This window comes from Methanothermobacter sp. (assembly GCA_030055615.1).
Lineage (GTDB): Archaea > Methanobacteriota > Methanobacteria > Methanobacteriales > DSM-23052 > Methanothermobacter_A.
The window spans coordinates 1-19,051 of the sequence record JASFYN010000004.1; the positions used below are offsets into that span (position 1 = coordinate 1).

The 19,051-nt window shown below is 38.8% G+C and carries 20 protein-coding genes; 9 read left to right on the plus strand and 11 right to left on the minus strand.

Annotation, left to right across the window (positions count from 1 at the left end):
• The 6 genes from thsA to QFX38_06885 all read right to left on the minus strand — a co-directional run.
• Positions 1-1,283, minus strand: a 1,283-nt coding sequence (gene thsA, locus QFX38_06860) for a thermosome subunit alpha (GenBank protein ID MDI9624587.1), incomplete at its 3' end; no start/stop codon positions are given.
• Positions 1,284-1,327: 44 nt separating this feature from the next.
• Entirely contained in the window at positions 1,328-1,759 is a 432-nt protein-coding gene (locus tag QFX38_06865) for a hypothetical protein (protein ID MDI9624588.1), read from the minus strand.
• Between the two features lie 9 nt (positions 1,760-1,768).
• The gene (locus QFX38_06870) at positions 1,769-2,986 is read right to left on the minus strand and encodes an FprA family A-type flavoprotein (protein MDI9624589.1); all 1,218 of its coding nucleotides are present in this window, start codon (positions 2,984-2,986) and stop codon (positions 1,769-1,771) included.
• 523 nt (positions 2,987-3,509) lie between these two features.
• Positions 3,510-4,037 (minus strand): RimK/LysX family protein, encoded by a 528-nt coding sequence (locus tag QFX38_06875; protein ID MDI9624590.1) that lies wholly within the window; start codon positions 4,035-4,037, stop codon positions 3,510-3,512.
• A gap of 19 nt (positions 4,038-4,056) precedes the next feature.
• A complete protein-coding gene (locus tag QFX38_06880; GenBank protein MDI9624591.1) occupies positions 4,057-5,445 on the minus strand; it encodes a cyclic 2,3-diphosphoglycerate synthase in 1,389 nt (462 codons plus the stop codon).
• Between the two features lie 257 nt (positions 5,446-5,702).
• Positions 5,703-6,011 (minus strand): UPF0058 family protein, encoded by a 309-nt coding sequence (locus QFX38_06885; GenBank protein ID MDI9624592.1) that lies wholly within the window; start codon positions 6,009-6,011, stop codon positions 5,703-5,705.
• A 1,094-nt stretch (positions 6,012-7,105) separates the two neighbouring features.
• On the opposite strand from QFX38_06885, the gene hisD reads away from it, so the two are divergent.
• From hisD to hemL, 4 genes are read left to right on the plus strand one after another with little or no spacing between them, the layout of a single operon-like run.
• On the plus strand, positions 7,106-8,380 hold the full coding sequence (hisD, locus tag QFX38_06890; GenBank protein MDI9624593.1) for a histidinol dehydrogenase: 1,275 nt from the start codon (positions 7,106-7,108) through the stop codon (positions 8,378-8,380).
• The gene (gene aspS, locus QFX38_06895; protein MDI9624594.1) at positions 8,377-9,696 is read left to right on the plus strand and encodes an aspartate--tRNA(Asn) ligase; all 1,320 of its coding nucleotides are present in this window, start codon (positions 8,377-8,379) and stop codon (positions 9,694-9,696) included. The genes hisD and aspS overlap by 4 nt, the downstream gene beginning before the upstream one ends.
• A 10-nt stretch (positions 9,697-9,706) precedes the next feature.
• Positions 9,707-10,330: a cobalt-precorrin-8 methylmutase gene (locus QFX38_06900; protein ID MDI9624595.1), complete on the plus strand. Its 624-nt coding sequence runs from the start codon at positions 9,707-9,709 to the stop codon at positions 10,328-10,330.
• 1 nt (position 10,331) lies between these two features.
• Positions 10,332-11,591 carry a glutamate-1-semialdehyde 2,1-aminomutase gene (gene hemL / locus QFX38_06905; protein MDI9624596.1) on the plus strand — a complete coding sequence of 420 codons (1,260 nt, stop codon included), beginning with the start codon at positions 10,332-10,334 and terminating at the stop codon, positions 11,589-11,591.
• A 15-nt stretch (positions 11,592-11,606) separates the two neighbouring features.
• On the opposite strand, the gene QFX38_06910 is transcribed toward hemL, so the two are convergent.
• Both QFX38_06910 and QFX38_06915 read right to left on the minus strand, forming a co-directional pair.
• The gene (locus QFX38_06910) at positions 11,607-12,314 is read right to left on the minus strand and encodes a DUF4012 domain-containing protein (GenBank protein ID MDI9624597.1); all 708 of its coding nucleotides are present in this window, start codon (positions 12,312-12,314) and stop codon (positions 11,607-11,609) included.
• A 123-nt stretch (positions 12,315-12,437) separates the two neighbouring features.
• A complete protein-coding gene (locus QFX38_06915; GenBank protein MDI9624598.1) occupies positions 12,438-12,911 on the minus strand; it encodes a hypothetical protein in 474 nt (157 codons plus the stop codon).
• 192 nt (positions 12,912-13,103) lie between these two features.
• On the opposite strand from QFX38_06915, the gene mtxX reads away from it, so the two are divergent.
• The 3 genes from mtxX to QFX38_06930 are packed head-to-tail and all read left to right on the plus strand — an operon-like array spanning position 13,104 to position 15,347.
• The gene (gene mtxX / locus QFX38_06920) at positions 13,104-13,832 is read left to right on the plus strand and encodes a methanogenesis marker protein Mmp4/MtxX (protein ID MDI9624599.1); all 729 of its coding nucleotides are present in this window, start codon (positions 13,104-13,106) and stop codon (positions 13,830-13,832) included.
• Positions 13,807-14,574: a polyprenyl diphosphate synthase gene (uppS, locus tag QFX38_06925; protein ID MDI9624600.1), complete on the plus strand. Its 768-nt coding sequence runs from the start codon at positions 13,807-13,809 to the stop codon at positions 14,572-14,574. The genes mtxX and uppS overlap by 26 nt, the downstream gene beginning before the upstream one ends.
• Positions 14,575-14,591: 17 nt before the next feature.
• Positions 14,592-15,347, plus strand: a complete 756-nt coding sequence (locus QFX38_06930) for a YchF/TatD family DNA exonuclease (GenBank protein MDI9624601.1) — start codon at positions 14,592-14,594, stop codon at positions 15,345-15,347.
• 1 nt (position 15,348) lies between these two features.
• Here QFX38_06930 and QFX38_06935 read toward each other — a convergent pair whose 3' ends face one another.
• The gene (locus QFX38_06935) at positions 15,349-15,708 is read right to left on the minus strand and encodes a carboxymuconolactone decarboxylase family protein (protein MDI9624602.1); all 360 of its coding nucleotides are present in this window, start codon (positions 15,706-15,708) and stop codon (positions 15,349-15,351) included.
• Between the two features lie 68 nt (positions 15,709-15,776).
• Here QFX38_06935 and QFX38_06940 point away from each other — a divergent pair, with 68 nt between their 5' ends.
• Positions 15,777-16,427 carry a 2,5-diamino-6-(ribosylamino)-4(3H)-pyrimidinone 5'-phosphate reductase gene (locus QFX38_06940; protein ID MDI9624603.1) on the plus strand — a complete coding sequence of 217 codons (651 nt, stop codon included), beginning with the start codon at positions 15,777-15,779 and terminating at the stop codon, positions 16,425-16,427.
• Between the two features lie 13 nt (positions 16,428-16,440).
• Positions 16,441-16,983: a DUF483 domain-containing protein gene (locus QFX38_06945; protein ID MDI9624604.1), complete on the plus strand. Its 543-nt coding sequence runs from the start codon at positions 16,441-16,443 to the stop codon at positions 16,981-16,983.
• Between the two features lie 17 nt (positions 16,984-17,000).
• Here the strand turns inward: QFX38_06945 and QFX38_06950 are convergent, their stop codons facing one another.
• A complete protein-coding gene (locus tag QFX38_06950; protein MDI9624605.1) occupies positions 17,001-17,600 on the minus strand; it encodes a DedA family protein in 600 nt (199 codons plus the stop codon).
• Positions 17,601-18,174: 574 nt separating this feature from the next.
• The gene (locus tag QFX38_06955) at positions 18,175-18,330 is read right to left on the minus strand and encodes a hypothetical protein (protein ID MDI9624606.1); all 156 of its coding nucleotides are present in this window, start codon (positions 18,328-18,330) and stop codon (positions 18,175-18,177) included.
• Between the last annotated feature and the right edge of the window lie 721 nt (positions 18,331-19,051).

A 19,051-nucleotide genomic window follows, 5' to 3' on the forward strand; every position in this document is an offset into this window, starting at 1 on the left:
TCCCTGCCACTAATAGACTCACTATAATCCTTAAGCCTCTTAGCAATCTCAACCTCAGGAGCCCCACCACCAGCAACAACCTTCTCATCCTCAACAGTCGCAGAAACCACACCAATAGCATCTTCAACAGCTCTCTCCACTTCTTCTGCAACTTGTCTTGTACTACCCCTTAGGATTATAGATAATGCCTTAGGATCCTTACAATCCTCCACGAAGGTTAAGAGCTCGTCAAAAATTTTCTTTTCATATACTACGCCAGCCTCTCCAAGATCTTCCTCTGTAAGATCCTCAATGTTAGTTACGAGTTTAGCGCCTGTGGCCCTTTCAAGACGTTTCATGTCTGATTTTTTAACTCTTTTGAGGGCGTAGATGCCTTCACGTGAAAGGTAATGGAGTGCAAGATCGTCGATGCCCTTCTGACAAAATAGAACATTGGCTCCAGAATCTATGATTTTTTGGACCATGTCTTTTATCATTTTTTCTTCTTGTTCGATGAAGGCTTGCATTTGTGATGGGTCTGTTAATCGTATCTTTGCATCTGTTTCAAGTCCTTTGACCTCTATTGGATACTTTAATAGTGCTATTTTAGCGTTTTCAACTCGTTTTGGCATTGCATGGTCTGCTCTTCCTTTGTCGATTGCTATTCCATTAACTATCATGGAATCATCAACTGATCCTCCAAGTATCCTTTGAATGTTTATGTTATCCTTGTCTATTTCACCATTGTCTTCAACTTGGAGTATTGCATCTACTACTAGTTCTGCTAATGTTTCTCTTGCTTTTTCAGCTCCTTTACCTGTCATTGCTGTCATCGCAACTTTTAGTAAGGTGTCACGATCTCTAGCATTTATCGCTATGGAATCTAGGACTTCTATGGCTTTTTTGGCTGCTTGCCTGTAACCTTCTACTATTATTGTTGGATGCACGCCCATTTCCAAGAGTTCCTCTGCCTTTTTGAGAAGTTCTCCAGTTATTATGACTGCTGTTGTTGTACCGTCTCCTACTTCGTCTTCCTGTGTTTTGGCAACTTCTACTAACATTTTAGCGGCTGGATGAGTTATATCCATCTCTTTTAGGATTGTAACACCGTCATTTGTTACTACGATATCCCCCAGGGAGTCTACGAGCATCTTATCCATTCCCTTAGGGCCTAGGGTTGTTCTAATGGTCTCTGCTAGTATCCTACCCGCTACTATGTTTATTCTCTGGGCTTCTTTTCCCACATATCTTGTAGTTCCCTTTGGTAGTATTATTATTGGTTGTGAACCAGTTAACTGTGCCATGTGATCACCTCAAAATATTTGCAATTATCCATGGGTTAGGAGTTCTATAAATATTTTACCCACATTTTTTGTGACATGATTTTTGGTACAAATGTTTGACAAAAATCAGGCTTTTTTCTTTTCATTTCCTCCATTATCTTATTTGTTATCTCCTTTTCAAGATCCTTTGTTTTTTTGGAAGCGACAGCAAAGGACCTATCATCTATATAAACCTTTAAAAGCTCCTCACCCATAGATAGTTCAAAAGTCACAGTCTTACCATTCCTCATATCATCTATTATATTCTTGAATATGGGTGGGGAAAGCTTTAGTAACTTTTTCCCGTGGGTTTTATAAGTCTTTCTTGATGTTTTAATTTCATTTATCCTTAATGGAGCGCATCCTTCTTCCCGGATGGTTTTCCGAGTAGCCCAGAATAAGCATGTTAAAAGTTTATCCTTTGGGGACAGATCCTCCCTCAGAACTATTTTCTCCATTTGATCATCCTAAATGGATTTTATCTTAGAGGCTGCTGATTTGGCCAGATTATAACATTTAAGTAAATCGTCTTCTGATGGCACATAATCCACTTCTATGGTTGCGAACACATCAAATCCTGCCTTTGAAAGTTCCTGTTTGAGGCTGTTAACTGCACCCCCACCCCAACCTTTAGAACCGAAAATAACTGCGAGTCTTCTGAAGCCTGTTCTGTCAAAGGCAAGTCCCCTTAGATAATATGTTAGATCCCCAAGGCTTGGGAATGGCCCGTTAAAAATTGTGGGACTCCCTATGAATACAGCTTTGCTTTCAAGTATATCTTTTACTATTTCACTTCTTTCGTCTTCATGGAGGAAGTACATGGAAACATCTACTTCTTCGCTCATAGCTCCTTCTGCGAGGGCGTGGGCCAATTTTTGGGTGGAGTAATGCATGGTATCATATATTATTGTTATTTTATCTTCGCATTTTCCCGTGGCCCAATTCTTGTATGCGTTTATGATCTTCTCTGGTTTGGTCCATATTTGTCCATGGGATGGTGCTATCATCTTTATCTTATCAAGGAGTCCGAGATCCTCTACCTCTTTGAATTTTCTTAAGACTAATGGAGACAGTGGTGTTATGAGGTTTGCATAAAATTTTTTCGCAGCATCCATTAAAATATAATCATTGATGTCCTTGTCAAAGCGTTTATTGTAGCATAAGTGTTGTCCGAAAGCGTCATTGGAGAATAGTATACCATCTTCGATTAGGAATGTGAACATGCTATCAGGCCAGTGGAGCATGGGAGTTTCAAGGAACATGAGGTTTTTACCGCCAAGATCTAGGCTGTCACCTGTCCTGACTATCTCCAGCTTGGAATCTTCTAGGGTTGGGTAGTGCCTTTTTAAACCTTCAGCTGCTTTTCCAGTGCAATATATAGGTATTTTATATTTTTTCCAGACCTCTAGTAATGAACCGCTATGGTCCCTCTCGATATGGTTTTGTATTATTACATCAACTTTGTCTTTTCCTTCTTTTTGGAGTGCATCATCTATTCTTGCCATCATCTGCGGGGCGGTTCCAGGGTATGTGTTATCTATAAGGGCTACCTTATCTTCTCCAGATACAAGATAAACATTATAGGTTGTACCCTTGAGAGTGTAACCATGGTAGCTCCTAATATCCCAGTCTAGGACTCCAACCCAGTAGACATTATCTGCAATTTTCACGGCATCGGCCTTCATGTTAATACACCAAATATTTCGATATCTTATGACTTATATTAGCTTGTGATGTTAATAAACCCTCGTGTGCTTGCACTTTATGAAGTTTTGTTAAGCCCTATGGAATGCACAAAAATTATGGGTTATTGCCTATGTATTTTATTGCTGATATCTGATTCAGGTTAGAAGATTTTTCAATTATGAATCCAATACTTGCATTTTGAGTTAACGAAATTGGCGATTCTATTCTAGGTTGGATGGCCTCTTTAGTGTACCTTTTCCCAGAGTAAATCTTTTTTTGAGGTCTCCTTAGGGGTTTTTATGAAGATTTATTGTAAGAAGACTATTTTATTGGGATAATAGGTGTTCTCAAGTGGAAGATTGTGTTTATAGGATACCAATCTGATTATGATTATTCATGTTTCCATGACTATATTCTTGAATTTAGAAGGAGTTGTTCTTGTAGTAACTATCTTTTTCATTTCATCATTTATTGCTTAATTTTTGGGAGAGTAAGCTATTATCAGCTTAAAATTGCCTTATTTTATTTTTCTATTTCATATTCGAATTCCCAGAATGGTCTTCCACTGATCTGGCCCTTTGAAAGGTGTTCCATTTCATGGGATGCTCCATAAGCTCCAGAACCTTCAAATTTGACAGGTTTTTTTATCCTTTTAAATTTTATTTTGAGGTTTAGGGGGTCTAAGCTCGCTTTTATAATATAATCGGCTCCTATAATTATCTGATATGGTCTTTTGACAAGTTTTCTTTCACCTTTGTCTCCACATTTTTCCAGTCTGTAAACTGTCCCTTCCTCCTTGAGTATTCTCGGATTTAAGAAGAGGTACACAATTTCAATAGTACAGCCGACCTTTTCCTTTTCATCATATTTTGTGATCTTCTCTTTCACTGCCATGAACTTATCAGAATTTCTCACAAAACTCCAATCCCCACCAAAACGTATGGAAAAAAGGAGAGGGATGAAAGCATCAGGTGGGATTCCCAGCTCCTTTATAATCCTTTTTTCTTTTAGAGTGAATTTTAGGAGTTTTTTGAGTTGCTGGTATTCCAAGTATATCATCCCATAAAAATTATGGGGTGAGTCGGGTGTAGAAGTCGTCGATGGCCGCGTCAACAACTTCTATTATGGCTTTGTCAAGATCCTCAGGGGATTCATCCACCACAATAGGTATATTATCAGAGTATACCACTTCTAAACCAGCATCTAGCGCATCTTTTGTGGCTACATCTACTGCGGCTGCTTTCAATTCTGTTAACATGATCTCAGCCTCATCTATATACTTTTCTATGTCCTTTTGGAGTAGTGGCCTGTTTGAAAGATGGGTTGTTGTCCCGACGATATTACATTTGTATTTGTCTTCGAGGTGTGCTATGAGCACGTCCATTATGGATTCTGGGGCTGTTGTTGCGAATAATACATTTTTATCCTTTATATCTTGGAGTGGTTTGGGCCTGAATATGGTTGGTATGACCTTTGTATCAGGGTTTATCTTATGTATAAATTCCTCTATATCTTTTACCTTCTTTTTTGTGGCCATGGGCTCTTCGCACATGGTTAAGATGATGAGATCTGCTAGTTTTATCCTGAATGGTCCGAAAAATTTTTTGATGTTTATCATGGGCTGGTTTGCACCTACTATGACGATGTGTCTGTCTGTTTTTACTGGGGGTATGGCGGCTCCGCTCCCTTCCATGATAACGAAATCCGCGTCTACTTCATTCGCGATTTCAGCGCCACGTTTTGCATTTGTTATGAACACATCACCTACCATGCCGCCACCGCATCTCCTGCATCCTATTGTTAGTATTCTGCTCATGAGAGCGTCTTCCCAGTGGTCTGAGGCGGCGTGCACTCCCTTGTATGCTTGTTCTATCAAGTATTCTGGTGTTATGCTTATCTTATCGCCACGGACTATCTCCGGTTCCTCGGGGCCCCCGCGGCCCATTGCAACAACACATGGGTTATAATCCTTTTCGTGGATTAAGCGGGCGGCGTATGCAGATACTGCTGTTTTACCTATCCTTTTACCTGTTCCAAGGATTTTAATTGATGGTTTTTCAAGGACATCATATTCTGTGAGTGGTTGGAATTCAAAGTCTGGACCTCTATAGATTGCACCTTCTTCTAGTACTATAGTTGCTATGTTAAACCTTTTGGAATAGTCGAGTACTGGCTCGTCACTTAGATCCATAACAGTATCTGCATCATACTTTCTTATGACTTTTCTTATGAGATTATAAGGGATTTTATGGGGGTCCTCCCCGAAGTAAACTGGTTTTTCCATGATCTTAGCGTATTCTTCTGGGGATGATGTTTTGAGTTTCTCTGTACCCCCTATGAATACGAGAGCCTTAACATCTATGTGTTCCATACAATCAAGGGTTTCAACCGCGGCTTTTGTAACTGGTAGATAATGTTCACCATCAACGAGACAGATAATCTTCTCCATAGCTTTCATTTTTTCAACACCTTCTACTTATTCTTAGGTTTAGATGTCAATTTATTAATATTAATAATTTAGCCCAAAACATACAAAAGGTGTTTTTTTGTGTGGGATTTTCTTATAAAAAAGTGGATACCACTATTCCTTTTGTTTGTGTGTAAATGTAAAGTTAAAAAATTTGGTATTATGGATTTTTATGTTCTTGTTGTAAAGATCCTGACCCCTTCTGTGGGATGCTTACTTTTTCTTGCACTGGAGAGATGCTCGGATGCTTATTTGGCTTCTATCTTAGCTTCCATCTTTGCAAGTTCCTTTTTTGATCTTTTAGCAAGCTCTGATAGGCCATTCACGATGTTTGGGGGTAATGTATCATTTCCTTGCTTTGCGAGTATTTCTGAGATGGCCGTTGAGAGTACAAAAATAGCATATTTGTGTTCCGCCTTTGTCCGGTGGATGTGGTGGGGGCTGATGTTAAGTGAAAAATACTTTTCACATTCTTTTTCTATGTCATAACCATTTTCGAGATATTTTAAAATGTATACTAGGAATTGATGTAGTTGTATCATTTCATCCTTATACATGGGTACCAGCCTCGACTCCCTCCATATAGAGTAGTAATCTGGATTATATAAACCTAATGTTAAGGAATCAAAAAATAACCAACTGGTACACTAAAAACCATACTATTAAGCCCCACTCCGAATTTTCTTTAATTTACCTTGATTTATATATAATGTTCTTCTTTTATATACCTTGTGTAGGGAATTTATCCAAAACCTCCCCCAATGGTTACCCATCATCGAAAAAACAAGGAAATTTTTAACATAATCCCCTAAAAACTGGGAAAACCAATTGCATCTGGAATCCGATAAAGAAACTTAATGCGGAAGGATCAAATTTTGTGGATAAATTGGTGAGAATGAACGCGTCTTGAGGGATTCATGAATCATGTCAAAAATTAAAAAATATGAGATGATAGCACCTATTGTAAAATAGTGGGTTAGCTTACTACGGCAATATATATATTTTTTTATTAGCTGTCCTGTAGGATCTTACAGTAATACTACAACATTTTTTTTTGAAGTGCTTTAAGTTCAATTTCATTACTTTCTTCCCAGCTTTTCAAAGCCTTAATATTTTTAATAGTTCGGATCCACCATATGCTTCTCAGAGGGTTTTCATGGGGGGGTTTCTCCATTGTAGGGGGGATTATTTTTTTTATCTATCTGCTTTCTTTAAATTACTTCTTCGAGCATCAATACAATCAGTAACATAATTCAGCTTCTCCCCCAACCGTCTCCGGAGAATAAATTCGAAGCTTATAGCTAATCAGCACCTTTCACTTACAACAAAACCTTAAAGTTAATGGAGCACCCTTTATCAAATTTATATCTCTTTTAAACTAAATCATCCCCCCGTGTACCCTTCATTCATCGGAGGAGAAGTTAACAGCAAAATTGAAGATTAAAATTTACACATTATACCTAGGAGTCTGAAATTAGCCAACATATAAAAAATTCTAGTTGGAATAATATTATTTTTAAACAATCTTACTACATGTTTAATGGTCCCCTTTTGTGAGGGGGTAATTATCATAGAAAAATTGTAAATCCGACCATCCACAACCCTATGGTATAAAATTAACATCTAATAAAAAGTAATGTTTGTGATAAATATGCAGATCACAGAATTCGAAGCTCACATGATAAAAGAACTTGTGAAGAGATCTTCACCAAATATCGATAATGTGATAGAACCCGTTAAGAAGATAATTGATGAAGTTAAAAGAGATGGTGACAAAGCTCTCAGGAAATTCACAAAGAAATTCGATGGTGCAGACATCAAAGATTTCAAAGTTACAAGGGAGGAAATAGAGGAAAGCTACAAACAAATAGATAAAAAAGTGAAAAATGCATTGGATATGGCAGCTGCAAACATCGAAAAATTCCACAGACTACAACTCCCAAGCCAATGGCTGAAGAAAATAAACAATGGTATAATCGGGGGTCAAATTATAAGAGCAATCGAGAGTGTAGGCTGTTACATACCTGGAGGTAAAGCAGTTTATCCTTCCACGGCCCTTATGACAATAATACCCGCCAAGATCGCTGGTGTCAAGAGGATAATCTGTTGCACCCCACCAACTGAAGATGGGACCGTCAATGAAGCTACAATCGTAGCAGCTGACATGGCCGGTGCAGATGAAATATACAAGGTTGGAGGTGTTCAAGCCATAGCTGCCATGGCCTATGGAACCGAAACCATAAAACCTGTTGATAAGATCGTCGGACCAGGGAACATATTCGTGGCGACAGCTAAGAAGTGGGTCTATGGGGATGTGGACATTGATTTTATCGCAGGCCCTTCGGAGGTTCTTATAATAGCTGATGAACACGCTAACCCGGAATATATAGCCGTGGAGATGATAGCCCAAGCCGAACATGACCCTGATGCGGCCTCGGTACTTGTAACAACCTCAAGGACTCTTGGAGAGAAAGTTTATAATATCATAGAGGATAAGATTAAATATGCTAAAAGGGGTGACATCATAAGAAAGTCCCTCGAGAATTATGGTAGGATAATCATTGTAGAGGATCTTGAGGAGGCTGTTTATTTCAGCAATGAATACGCCCCTGAGCACCTTATAATAATGACCAAAGACCCCAAAAGCCTATTAGATGGGATTGAAAATGCAGGGTCCATATTCCTCGGAGAACTAACACCAGTTTCTGCAGGAGACTATGGTTCAGGGACCAACCATGTGCTACCTACCAGTAGATGTGCAAGGATGTACTCGGGATTATCAACAGAATCTTTTCTAAAAAAACCTACAATACAAATATTATCAGAAGAAGGTCTTAGAACACTCAAAGATATTGTAATTCCACTTGCAGAATATGAAGGGCTCTATGCACATGCTGAATCCTTTAAAAAGAGGCTTATGAGGTGACAATCATGCTCGGTAAGACAAGGAGAACCCACTATTCAAATGAGATCACACCATCACTTGACGGATCCCAGACTATTCTCATGGGCTGGGTGCATGAAATAAGAGACCTTGGAGGGATCATATTCATACTTCTCAGGGACAGGACAGGTATAATACAAGTTACCGCCCCAAGCAAAAAAACATCAAAGGAATTATTCAAAAAGTTAAGAAAACTTAAAAAAGAATATGTCATAGAAGTACAGGGGACAGTCAAGGAATCCCCAAAGGCCCCAGGAGGTGTTGAAATAATACCCTCCAATGTGAAGGTCTTGGCTGAATCACAACAACCATTACCACTTGACCCTACAGGGAAGGTTAAAGCCGAAATTGACACAAGACTAGATTCAAGGTTCCTAGACCTTAGAAGGCCCGAAGTAAGTGCAATATTCAAAATAAAAAGTAGAATGTTGCATTCTGTGAGGGTTTTCCTCGAAGAGGAAGGTTTTATCGAGATAAACACTCCTAAGTTGGTTGCATCAGCAACAGAGGGCGGGACAGAACTTTTCCCTATAACATACTTTGAAAGGGAAGCTTTCCTAGGTCAAAGTCCACAACTTTATAAACAGATGATGATGGCAAGCGGACTTGACAGAGTCTATGAGATAGCACCAATATTCAGGGCAGAGGAACACGACACCCTCAGACACTTAAACGAGATCATATCCATTGACATAGAAGCGGCCTTCATGAACCATGAAGATGTCATGAAAATACTTGAAAAACTTGTTGTAAAGGTCATAAAAGACATTAGGGGACATTGCAAAGATGAACTCGAAATCTTAGGCAGAGAACTTGAAATACCAAAACTACCATTTGAAAGACTAGAGTATGATGAGGTTGTGGAGATAGTTAACTCCCAAGGAGTCCACCTCAGATATGGCGAGGACCTCTCAAGGGCTGCCGAAAAAGCTCTAGGCGAGATAATGGACGGATATTACTTTATAAAATCTTGGCCAACTAGCATAAAACCATTTTATGTGATGCCAAGGGAGGATGATCCAAGCAAGAGTTACGCCTTCGACCTCATGTACAAGGACCTCGAAATATCTTCTGGTGCTATGAGAGTCCATGAACACGACCTCCTAGTTGAAAAAATCAAGAAACAGGGATTAAATCCCAGATCATTTGAAAGTTACCTTTCAGCTTTCAAGTATGGCATGCCACCACATGCAGGTTGGGGTCTTGGGGCTGAAAGATTCACCATGGCACTGTTAGAGATTAAAAACATCAGGGAGACAGTATTATTCCCAAGAGATAGGAGAAGACTAACCCCCTAAAGTGATTTGGATGATGGGCGCGTCCACAAGAGAAGGTGAAGAAATCGCGGAAAAAAGTAGAAAAATCATAAAAAAGCTTATAAGAGATAAGATAGAAGGGTTATCCCCAGAGGAATCAACCATCATAGAGAGGATAGTTCATTCCACAGCCGACCCAGAATATGCTGATATTATTAAGATGAGCCAAGATTTCATAACTTCAACTATAGATGCCCTATGGAGCCTTGAGGATATATTAGTAGATGTTGAAATGGTGAAAGCAGGAATATCCTATAATGGGGAAGTTAAATGTTATATAAACCATCCAAGGGTTATAAGGATGGCGAAGGATGAAAATATGACCAGGGCAGCTGCTGCAATGGAATATGCAGCTTCGAAGGGCTTTAGTGGGGTTGTAGTGGTGGGTAATGCACCAACTGCGCTCCTAAAAGTCATAAAATTAACAAAAGCTGGTATGGATGTCAAGTCCGTAATAGGCGTGCCTGTTGGTTTCGTAGGTGCTGCTGAATCCAAAAAGCTCCTCACAAAAACAGGCATACCATACCTTATAACTTCTGGCCCGAAGGGTGGGACGCCAGTGGCAGTGGCAGCCACAAACGCCCTAATAAACCTTGCGAAAAAAAAGGAGGAATAACATGATATCTAATAGTCTGTTTAGGGAGGCTTTGGAGGTTTTACCTGGTGGTGTGAGTTCTCCGGTAAGAAGATTCGAGCCATACCCTTTTTTCGCCGAAAAGGGTGAAGGTTGCATGCTCTATGACGTGGATGGTAACCGTTACATAGATTATTGTTTAGCCTATGGCCCCCTTATTCTTGGACATGCTCCAGAGAAGATTACAAATAAGGTATGCGAACAAATAAAAAGAGGGAGTACTTATGGTACGCCAACCCGGGCCGAAGTAGAACTTGCAAAACTTGTCATAGATAGGGTACCATCCGTTGAAATGATAAGGTTTGTGAATTCGGGTACAGAGGCTACAATGGCTGCAATAAGACTTGCAAGGGCATTCACGGGAAAGGATAAAATAATCAAATTTGAAGGCGCATATCATGGTGCACATGATTATGTTTTGGTAAAACCAGGATCCGGTGCGACAGCAGCCCCTGATTCACCAGGCATACCCGCAGACACGACAAGAAACACTATATCAGTACCTTTCAATGATGAAGAAACAGTTGCAAGTATAATAGAAGATGATGATAATATTGCAGCAATACTAGTAGAGCCTGTTATGGCTAATATAGGCTGTATAGAACCGAAGGATGGCTACTTAAAATTTTTGAGAAAAATAACAAGTGAAAATGGTATACTCCTGATATTTGATGAGGTTATCACAGGTTTTAGGATAGCCCCTGGAGGTGCTCAAGAATATTATAATATAGTTGCGGATCTTGTAACCTATGGGAAGATCATAGGGGGAGGATTCCCCATGGGTGCACTAGCGGGTCCTAGAGAAATAATGGAACATATATCACCAGCAGGTGATGTTTATCAAGCCGGAACATTCAATGGGAATCCTGTATCAGTAACTGCGGGTATAGCAACCCTCAAGGAATTAACAGAGGATATTTACAGGGAGCTTACCAAAAAAGGGGAAATGATAAGAAAGGGCATAAAGGATATCCTAGAGGATAATAATCTAGAATTTCATTTAGCAGGGTTATCATCAATGTTCCAGGTCTATTTTACCGAGAGAGAGGTTAAAGATTATATTAGTGCCAAGACGGCTGACTTAGAAATGTTCAAAAAGTATTTCCATGGCCTTTTAAAGGGTGGGGTTTTCGTGCCACCATCACAATTTGAATGCTGTTTTATTTCAGCAGCCCACAGAAAGGAAGATCTTGATGTGACATTAGAGGTGATGGAGGAATCTATTAAAAAGGCCATCAAATAGACCCCTCATGGTGGATTAGTATGCTTGTCTCATAAGTTTTTCGAATCCTATGTATGTTAGGAATTCTACAAGGGCGGTTTGTGGGACTACGACGATATTACCTTGGGCATTTTGCTTAACCACCTCATCTATCAAATTTAAGTATTTGTCCCGGTTCCTTGTAGAGTCTATTATAGCTTTAATGAGGGATTTAACCGCCTCTCCTCTACTGTATCCAGTTTTCTGCTCTTCTCTTAAAAATTCTATTGAATTTCCTGAAACATAACCTTTCCCCTCTACGTATACTGGTCCTATCCTTGCCAGAATCGCGTCAACAGCTTCTGGGGTTACTATAACTACAATATCTGTCTTTTCGCCAGTATTATATTCTACTATTTCTTGGGCGAGTTTCGCCCCTTTTTCTGTGTCATTTTCCCAGAGAGCATCATGTAGATACCATTTTTTAACACCTATAGCTTGCAAGGATGGTGGTGTTGCTGTGGGATGAGCCATCTGCCCTGGGTAGATAGGTTTTATACTTGTTATGTTCCCATTATTCAAGGTTATGATGAATGCCATGTCAACTGCTCCTATGCCTGGTCTTGGCTCGGTTGGATCGACGCATAAAAGCAACACTTTCTTTTCTCCTACCATCACATTACGAGAATTTTTAATATACATAAAGGAGAAAAAGATAATAATTGCAACAACCACTATGAATATTATGATGATTTTTCTTCTCATAGGTATTCTGTTAATCTATTCCATTATATAAAATTACTTTGTATTCTAAGAGAGGATTGTCTTCCTAATGTGATTATGGTAAAAACATGAAAAAGATCAGATGAGAGAGTATGTAGCCCAACTTTATATAGGAAGGGATAAGGGCGTCTTCCCCGCCAAGATTAAAATGATCAAGAGAATAATGATTATAAAGAATGATATGAGGATATAATTAGTGTTTTTGTGGGTTTTAATTTCTTTTCTTTTATTTTGAATGGTGGAGATGAAATCTTGGGCATCATCAAGATCATCTTTGAGCAGGCTTTCAACTGTTTTCCTGTTATCAGTAATTCCAGTGCCGATTATTTCATAGGATTCTTTTATAATTTCACCATCTTTGATAATTCCAACTTTCTCAGAAGTTATTCCTTTGCTGGTCTTGTTAATTTCGTTAGGTTTTTCTCCGTAGGCCTCTTCTAGAGATTCATAATATTGGAGCGAACCCCCACATTCACATGAGACAAAATCAGAAGGGCTTTCACCTTCCTCCAACTTGTAATAACCTCCACATTCACTGCAGATAAGATAACCTTTGGATTGGGATTTTCCAGCCTTCAACTGTAAACCCCCCCAGTAAACGCCCCCCAAATTGAGGTATTAATCATTGGGATCCTACCTATAATTTTAATAAAATGAGCACTTAAAATTATCTTATATTATTGTTCATAAATAAATTTTTTGTATACACAGTTGAGAATCCTATTATAATTCGAGATGACTTGGGTAAAATTTTATTGAGGGATCCTAAATATGGTGGTTATAGTAGTGGGAGTTGGTGAAAACAAAAATGTTGAGACAGCAGCAAATAATATAGATTTTGAAGTTCTTTTATCTTATTCAGAAGATGAATTTATCAGGATGATCCATGAAGGTGTTGGGGATGCATATGTAAGGGGTTCATTAAATTCAGCGCCTATCGTACGGGAATTAAAAAAAATTGGGGATCCTAAGAGGGCATCATTTATAGAATTAGATGATCACAGTTTTTTCCTCGCTCCTGTTGGTATAGATGAAGGATTCACAATAGAGGATAAGATAAAGATAATAGATTATTGTTCCAATTTCATGGAAAAAATAGGTTTCAAGGCTAGTATAGCTGTTATTTCAGGTGGCAGGCCCCATGATATTGGGAGAGCACCGGAAATCGACAAATCAATCAAAGAAGCCGAGAAGTTAACATCAATGATAAAAGATAAATATGATATAAAACATTATTATATTCTGATAGAGGATGCTATAAAAGATGGACGTAATCTGATTCTAGCCCCAGATGGTATAACAGGTAACCTTATATTCCGAAGCCTTGTATTAATCGGATCAGCTAAAAGTCATGGGGCTATAACCCTTGGGATAGATCCTATTTTTATAGACACTTCTAGGGCCCAGACCGTCGAGGGCTATAAAAGAGCGTTAAAATTCGCATATAAACTTGCTAATATGAGGGAGGATGTGGATGAAACTCCTAAAGCCAATCTATAAACTCTACGAATGGTACATTTTGAGAAATTTGAAAAAGGAGAAAATGCCAAGGCACGTAGCTATAATAATGGATGGTAACAGGCGTTATTCACGATTACAAGGAAGTAGAGATCCTATACAAGGCCATAAACGGGGTATTAAAACCCTTGAAAAGGTACTAGATTGGTGTATAGACCTTGGAATAGAGATCGTAACAGTGTACGCCTTCTCCACTGAAAACTTCAAACGTCCCAAAAAGGAAGTGGAGGGTCTTATGAAATTATTCGAGGAAAACTTTAAAAAAGTTGCCGAAAACGAGAAGATCCATAAAAATCGTGTGAGGATCAAAGCCGTGGGCAATCTCGACCTTTTACCCGAAAATGTGAAGGAGGCTATTAGAATAGCTGAAAAAGCCACCGAAAAATACGATGATAGAATTCTTAACATTGCCATAGGCTATGATGGACGGCTGGAAATAGTTGAAGCCACAAGAAAGATAGCCCAGATGGTTAAAGAAGGTAAAATCGACCCAGAGGACATCGATGAGGACACTATAAATGATAACCTTTATACTGCAGGGTTAGAGGATCCCCACCTTATCATAAGGACTAGTGGCGAGGAAAGATTAAGCGGATTCTTACTCTGGCAATCATCCTATTCCGAATTATACTTCTGTGACAGTCTTTGGCCAGAATTCAGGAAAGTGGACTTTTTAAGGGCTCTGAGATCATATCAGGAACGTGAGAGGAGATTCGGCGCCTAGTATGGGGGTTTGGTAGGATAATAGACGTCCATTGCCACATAGACTTCAAAGACTTTAACAAGGACAGGGAAGAGGTTATAAAAAGGGCTAAGAAGAAGTTAACAAGCATAATAGATTGTGGAGTCGGTCTTGGGGGTGTGAGAAGGTCTATCAAGTTATCGGAAGAATATAAACATTTTATATATCCCACTCTGGGTTTACATCCAGTAGACGCTGCTAAGATGGAAGATAAGATCATAAAAACCATTATAGAAGAAATAGAGGATAATATAGAGAAGGCCGTAGGTGTTGGTGAGAGTGGACTGGACTTCCACCATACAAGGGACCTGGAGGGTCGCAGGAGGCAGGAGAAAATCTTCAGATTATTCATAGAACTTGCAATTGAATATGAGCTCCCCCTCATAATCCATGCAAGGGACAGTGAAAGAAAAGCCTTCAAAATCATAAAGGAACACCCAATAGAAAATGTAATATTCCACTGTTATAGTGGCAGCCTAGACACGGCGAAAAACATAATAGAAGAGGGATATTATCTCTCATTCTCTACTATGGTATGTTTCATAGACCATCACCAGAAACTAATCAAGGACTTGCCACTTCAGAGTATCCTAACAGAGACTGACAGCCCATACTTGTCCCCATTCAAAGGTAAGAGAAACGAACCCTCATTTATAGAGGAAGCTGTGAAGAAAATAGCCCAAATAAAAAATACAAACATCAAAAAAGTTGATAATATAACAGAAAATAATGCAAAAAGAATATTCAAGATATGAATCATTCTAAGATCTCTTTAGCCGCTATTAAAGCATTTATAGCTGCTGGAAAACCCGCATATACCGACATTTGTATTATAGTCTCGATTATCTCCTCCCTCGTGCAACCCGCATTAACAGCGCCACGAATATGACCCTTAAGCTGTGAAGTGGCACAACCAAGTGTTGTTAAAGCGGCTATGGTTATAAGTTCCCTAGTTTTAAGATCAAGGCCTCCGCGAGAATAAATCTCACCATAGGGGAACTCGGCAACTATACGCGCAAAATCAGGTGCTATATCCTCTAATTCCTTCTTAAGTTCCTCATATGAGTCCTTATGGATCTTATCCAATATCCTCAATCCCCTCTCATACCTTTCCATAATTTTATACCCCCCATAAGGTTATATCATCTAATGATTAAAATAATGATGGGGTGTGTACAATAAAATTGAAACCTTATGTTATATTAAATGCTGCCATGACCCTCGACGGTAAAATAGCAACACACACTGGAAGCTCGGAAATATCAGGAAAAAAAGACCTGATAAGGGTCCATAGACTACGCAGAGAATGTGACGCTATAATGGTAGGGATAAACACCGTACTCATAGACAACCCCCGCCTAACAATACACAAAATAAAAGCAGACAAATCAGAAAACCCAACAAGGATAGTCGTCGACAGTCGGGCAAGAACACCACCAAATTCCAGAATACTCAACAAAGAAGCCCCAACAATAATAGCGGTTTCAAAAAGCGCCCCCAAAGAGAGAATCAAGAAACTGTCAAGTAAGGCCAAGATAATCGCAGCCGGTGACAAAAAAGTCAACCTAAAAACCTTAATGGCCGAACTAAAAAAGATGGGCATAAAAAAATTAATGTTAGAAGGAGGTTCAACCCTGAACTTCTCCATGCTCAAAGAAGGCCTCGTAGATGAAGTGAGAGTTTGCATAGCGCCCATGATAGTAGGGGGGGCACAAGCAAAAACACTAGTAGACGGCCGAGGGATACCCTATATGAAGGATGCTATAAAACTAGAACTTAGAAAATATTACACTCTTGGAAAGGATCTAATCCTAGAATACAAGGTTATATCCTAGGGGGGGTATCAAGTTGCTCGAAGAAATCTACAAAAGAATAATCAAATTAAGAGAAAATGGATGCCATGATGGTCCTAGTAGCATTTGTCGTGTGGATGAATTCTATTTCAACCAGCTGATGGCACGCTTACAAAAAGAGATAGAAATCGTGAAAAAGTATAAACCTCCAACAAGACCCGCCTTGGACCCCCTTGTATCAACTGAACTTGGAATTTACCGTGGCGACGATTACCAGATAGGCCGCTTATTAGGTTATCCACGTTGTTGTATAGAGAGTTTTTCAGAGGCTACGCGTTTCGCCATTGATGAAGGTCACTTAGCTGAACTGGATGAGTTGGACGCGCCAAAGGATGCCTGCGCCATAATACTACCATCTGGTTTTATACCATGTAGTCTAAAATGTCCAATGGCATGGAAAAATAAGCTGATAGCCTATGTAAACCCTAGCGAATATCAGATGATATTAGAACTCGAAGATGAACTTAAAAGAGAACTACCCCACTTTCACCTTGGATACAACGAATATTACGAGAAAATCCCCCTAAAAAGTGAATAGGAGACTATTATAGCGATTCACCCCCACTTTCTCCATATATAGACTATGAGTAACACTAATCCAATGATAACCCCATAATCAAGGAGATGGAATAAGGATCTTATGACTGACCAGTGGGGGCCCAAACGATATCCAATATACACCAAGGCAAAACACCAAGGTAATGAGCCTATAAAAGTATAAACTGTAAACCTTTTTAAGTCCATTTCAGCTATCCCTGCTGGTAATGAAATGAATGTACGTATAACAGGGAGAACCCTTGAGATGAGAATTGCTTCATGGCCATAATTTGCGAACCATTCTTCTGCCATTTCAAGTTTTTTCTCTGTGATGAGGATATATTTACCATACTTTTCAAGGAATGGCCGGCCACCATAAAAGCCTATGAGGTATGCTATCCATGAACCTATAAGGTTCCCTAGTGCTCCTATAATTGTGATTCCAAGGATGCTCATAGTACCCTTCCATGCTATGTATCCACTAAATGGCATTATAGCCTCACTGGGTAGTGGAACACATGCACTCTCAAAGACCATGCATATAAAAACGCCAAAATATCCTGTTTTCTGGATGAAACCAATAACAACATTACTTAAATACTCCACAATACCATACATTAATCCCTATTTCTTTAAAATTTAATTTATATAGTTTTTCAAATAGCAAAAATAAAGTTAGAACTTGGCCAAGACAAAAAAATAATATAATTTACTCTCCCCCTTTCATGGAACAACATTTTCCGAAGACATCTTCTAATTAATAAATTTTATCTCAAGATGAGGGGGTGAAAATTTTTTTGACAACTTTTCGAAAAAAAGAGGATGATCCGTGTAGTGTTCAAATTCTTGTTTTCAAGACTTCAGATAAGCTCAGGGGGAATTTTCCTATTCCTCCTTTAATGTTGATTGGTTTGACTATTCTGTTTCACTTTTTAGTTGTGGTTGAGTTGAAAATGAGTCTCCAGTGAGTATAATTTCCGCTGTTCTACTTCCGAAGCAGAAGCCAGTGAAGGCAACTAAAAAGCCCTGTGAGCATGCTTAGGATGTCTGATAATAATCTGTGAACCATTTGGTGAGGCGCATTTAAAATATATGGAATGTGGATATGCCCAAAATTAATATTACGGTGGGTGATATCAAGCCTCTCGCAAGACTTGGCACGCCTGCTGGCGCTTTTCCACTTTCAGCGAAATTATAATTCATCTAAGGTTAATTCATCATGTGATGCTTTCTCTATTAGGTTTTCGATTAAAAGTCTTCTTATTTTGGTGAATGATATGCCAAGATTATGTCGAGGATTTCTAAGTATGTGCGAATAACAATTGTTAACACATAAATAGTATGTCAAATTTAACGCTCAATTATAATAATCCCGCCAATGACGACAATTAAAACTGGTAACAGCCACAAAATCCAAAGAACCACTTTTTTTACTAATGTTCATATAAACATCCCACTTTTTTGAATTTTACTTTTTCACATAATCAGCTAGCATATATGCCGGCTTGTATTCGCATTCTCTTTTTCCAATTTTATATCACCTAGCTTAATTATACACTCATTTTTATTGTATAAAGGGACGATTTTTCAAGATGGGCTTTTCATCTGCATATTCTATGACAAAATTCTTATATGATCGAATCTTGGAAGAAAATTCCCCAATATTCCACTGGGGTCATTTCACCAATTTGGGAAAGTATTCTGGCAAACTCATACTTTTTTTACCAGATTAGGGGACAGTAGACGGTAACGGGTTGTCTTTTTTGTAATTCTTTGTACCCTTGATAACTTTTTTTTTGTAATGTGTTTTCTAATTTTTCTGCGGATAACTATTGCAAGAATATGAAACTGGTAATGAGTTCCCACCATAAATCCAAAATAATGGGGCTACTAAAAAAAATAGTATACCAACAATATACCCTTAGATATCTTACAATTTTGTAGAAGGCTGTAGTAGCCACTTCCCGATTTTCCTAAGTTGTGCACTTAAAGTAAGGATTGGAATACATCCATATAGAAAAGGGAAAACCAGTAAGGAAGAATGATTACCCCCCCAAAAAAATTGTAAC

Bases quoted from the DNA above. Each gene is read 5' to 3' on its own strand.
- hemL (MDI9624596.1), top strand. From the start codon at position 10,332: ATGATATCTAATAGTCTGTTTAGGGAGGCTTTGGAGGTTTTACCTGGT.
- QFX38_06935 (MDI9624602.1), bottom strand. From the start codon at position 15,708: ATGGAAAGGTATGAGAGGGGATTGAGGATATTGGATAAGATCCATAAG.
- QFX38_06865 (MDI9624588.1), bottom strand. From the start codon at position 1,759: ATGGAGAAAATAGTTCTGAGGGAGGATCTGTCCCCAAAGGATAAACTT.
- hisD (MDI9624593.1), top strand. From the start codon at position 7,106: ATGCAGATCACAGAATTCGAAGCTCACATGATAAAAGAACTTGTGAAG.
- QFX38_06870 (MDI9624589.1), bottom strand. From the start codon at position 2,986: ATGAAGGCCGATGCCGTGAAAATTGCAGATAATGTCTACTGGGTTGGA.
- uppS (MDI9624600.1), top strand. From the start codon at position 13,807: ATGAAACTCCTAAAGCCAATCTATAAACTCTACGAATGGTACATTTTG.
- mtxX (MDI9624599.1), top strand. From the start codon at position 13,104: ATGGTGGTTATAGTAGTGGGAGTTGGTGAAAACAAAAATGTTGAGACA.
- QFX38_06885 (MDI9624592.1), bottom strand. From the start codon at position 6,011: ATGTATAAGGATGAAATGATACAACTACATCAATTCCTAGTATACATT.
- QFX38_06910 (MDI9624597.1), bottom strand. From the start codon at position 12,314: ATGAGAAGAAAAATCATCATAATATTCATAGTGGTTGTTGCAATTATT.
- QFX38_06950 (MDI9624605.1), bottom strand. From the start codon at position 17,600: ATGTATGGTATTGTGGAGTATTTAAGTAATGTTGTTATTGGTTTCATC.
- QFX38_06900 (MDI9624595.1), top strand. From the start codon at position 9,707: ATGATGGGCGCGTCCACAAGAGAAGGTGAAGAAATCGCGGAAAAAAGT.
- QFX38_06880 (MDI9624591.1), bottom strand. From the start codon at position 5,445: ATGAAAGCTATGGAGAAGATTATCTGTCTCGTTGATGGTGAACATTAT.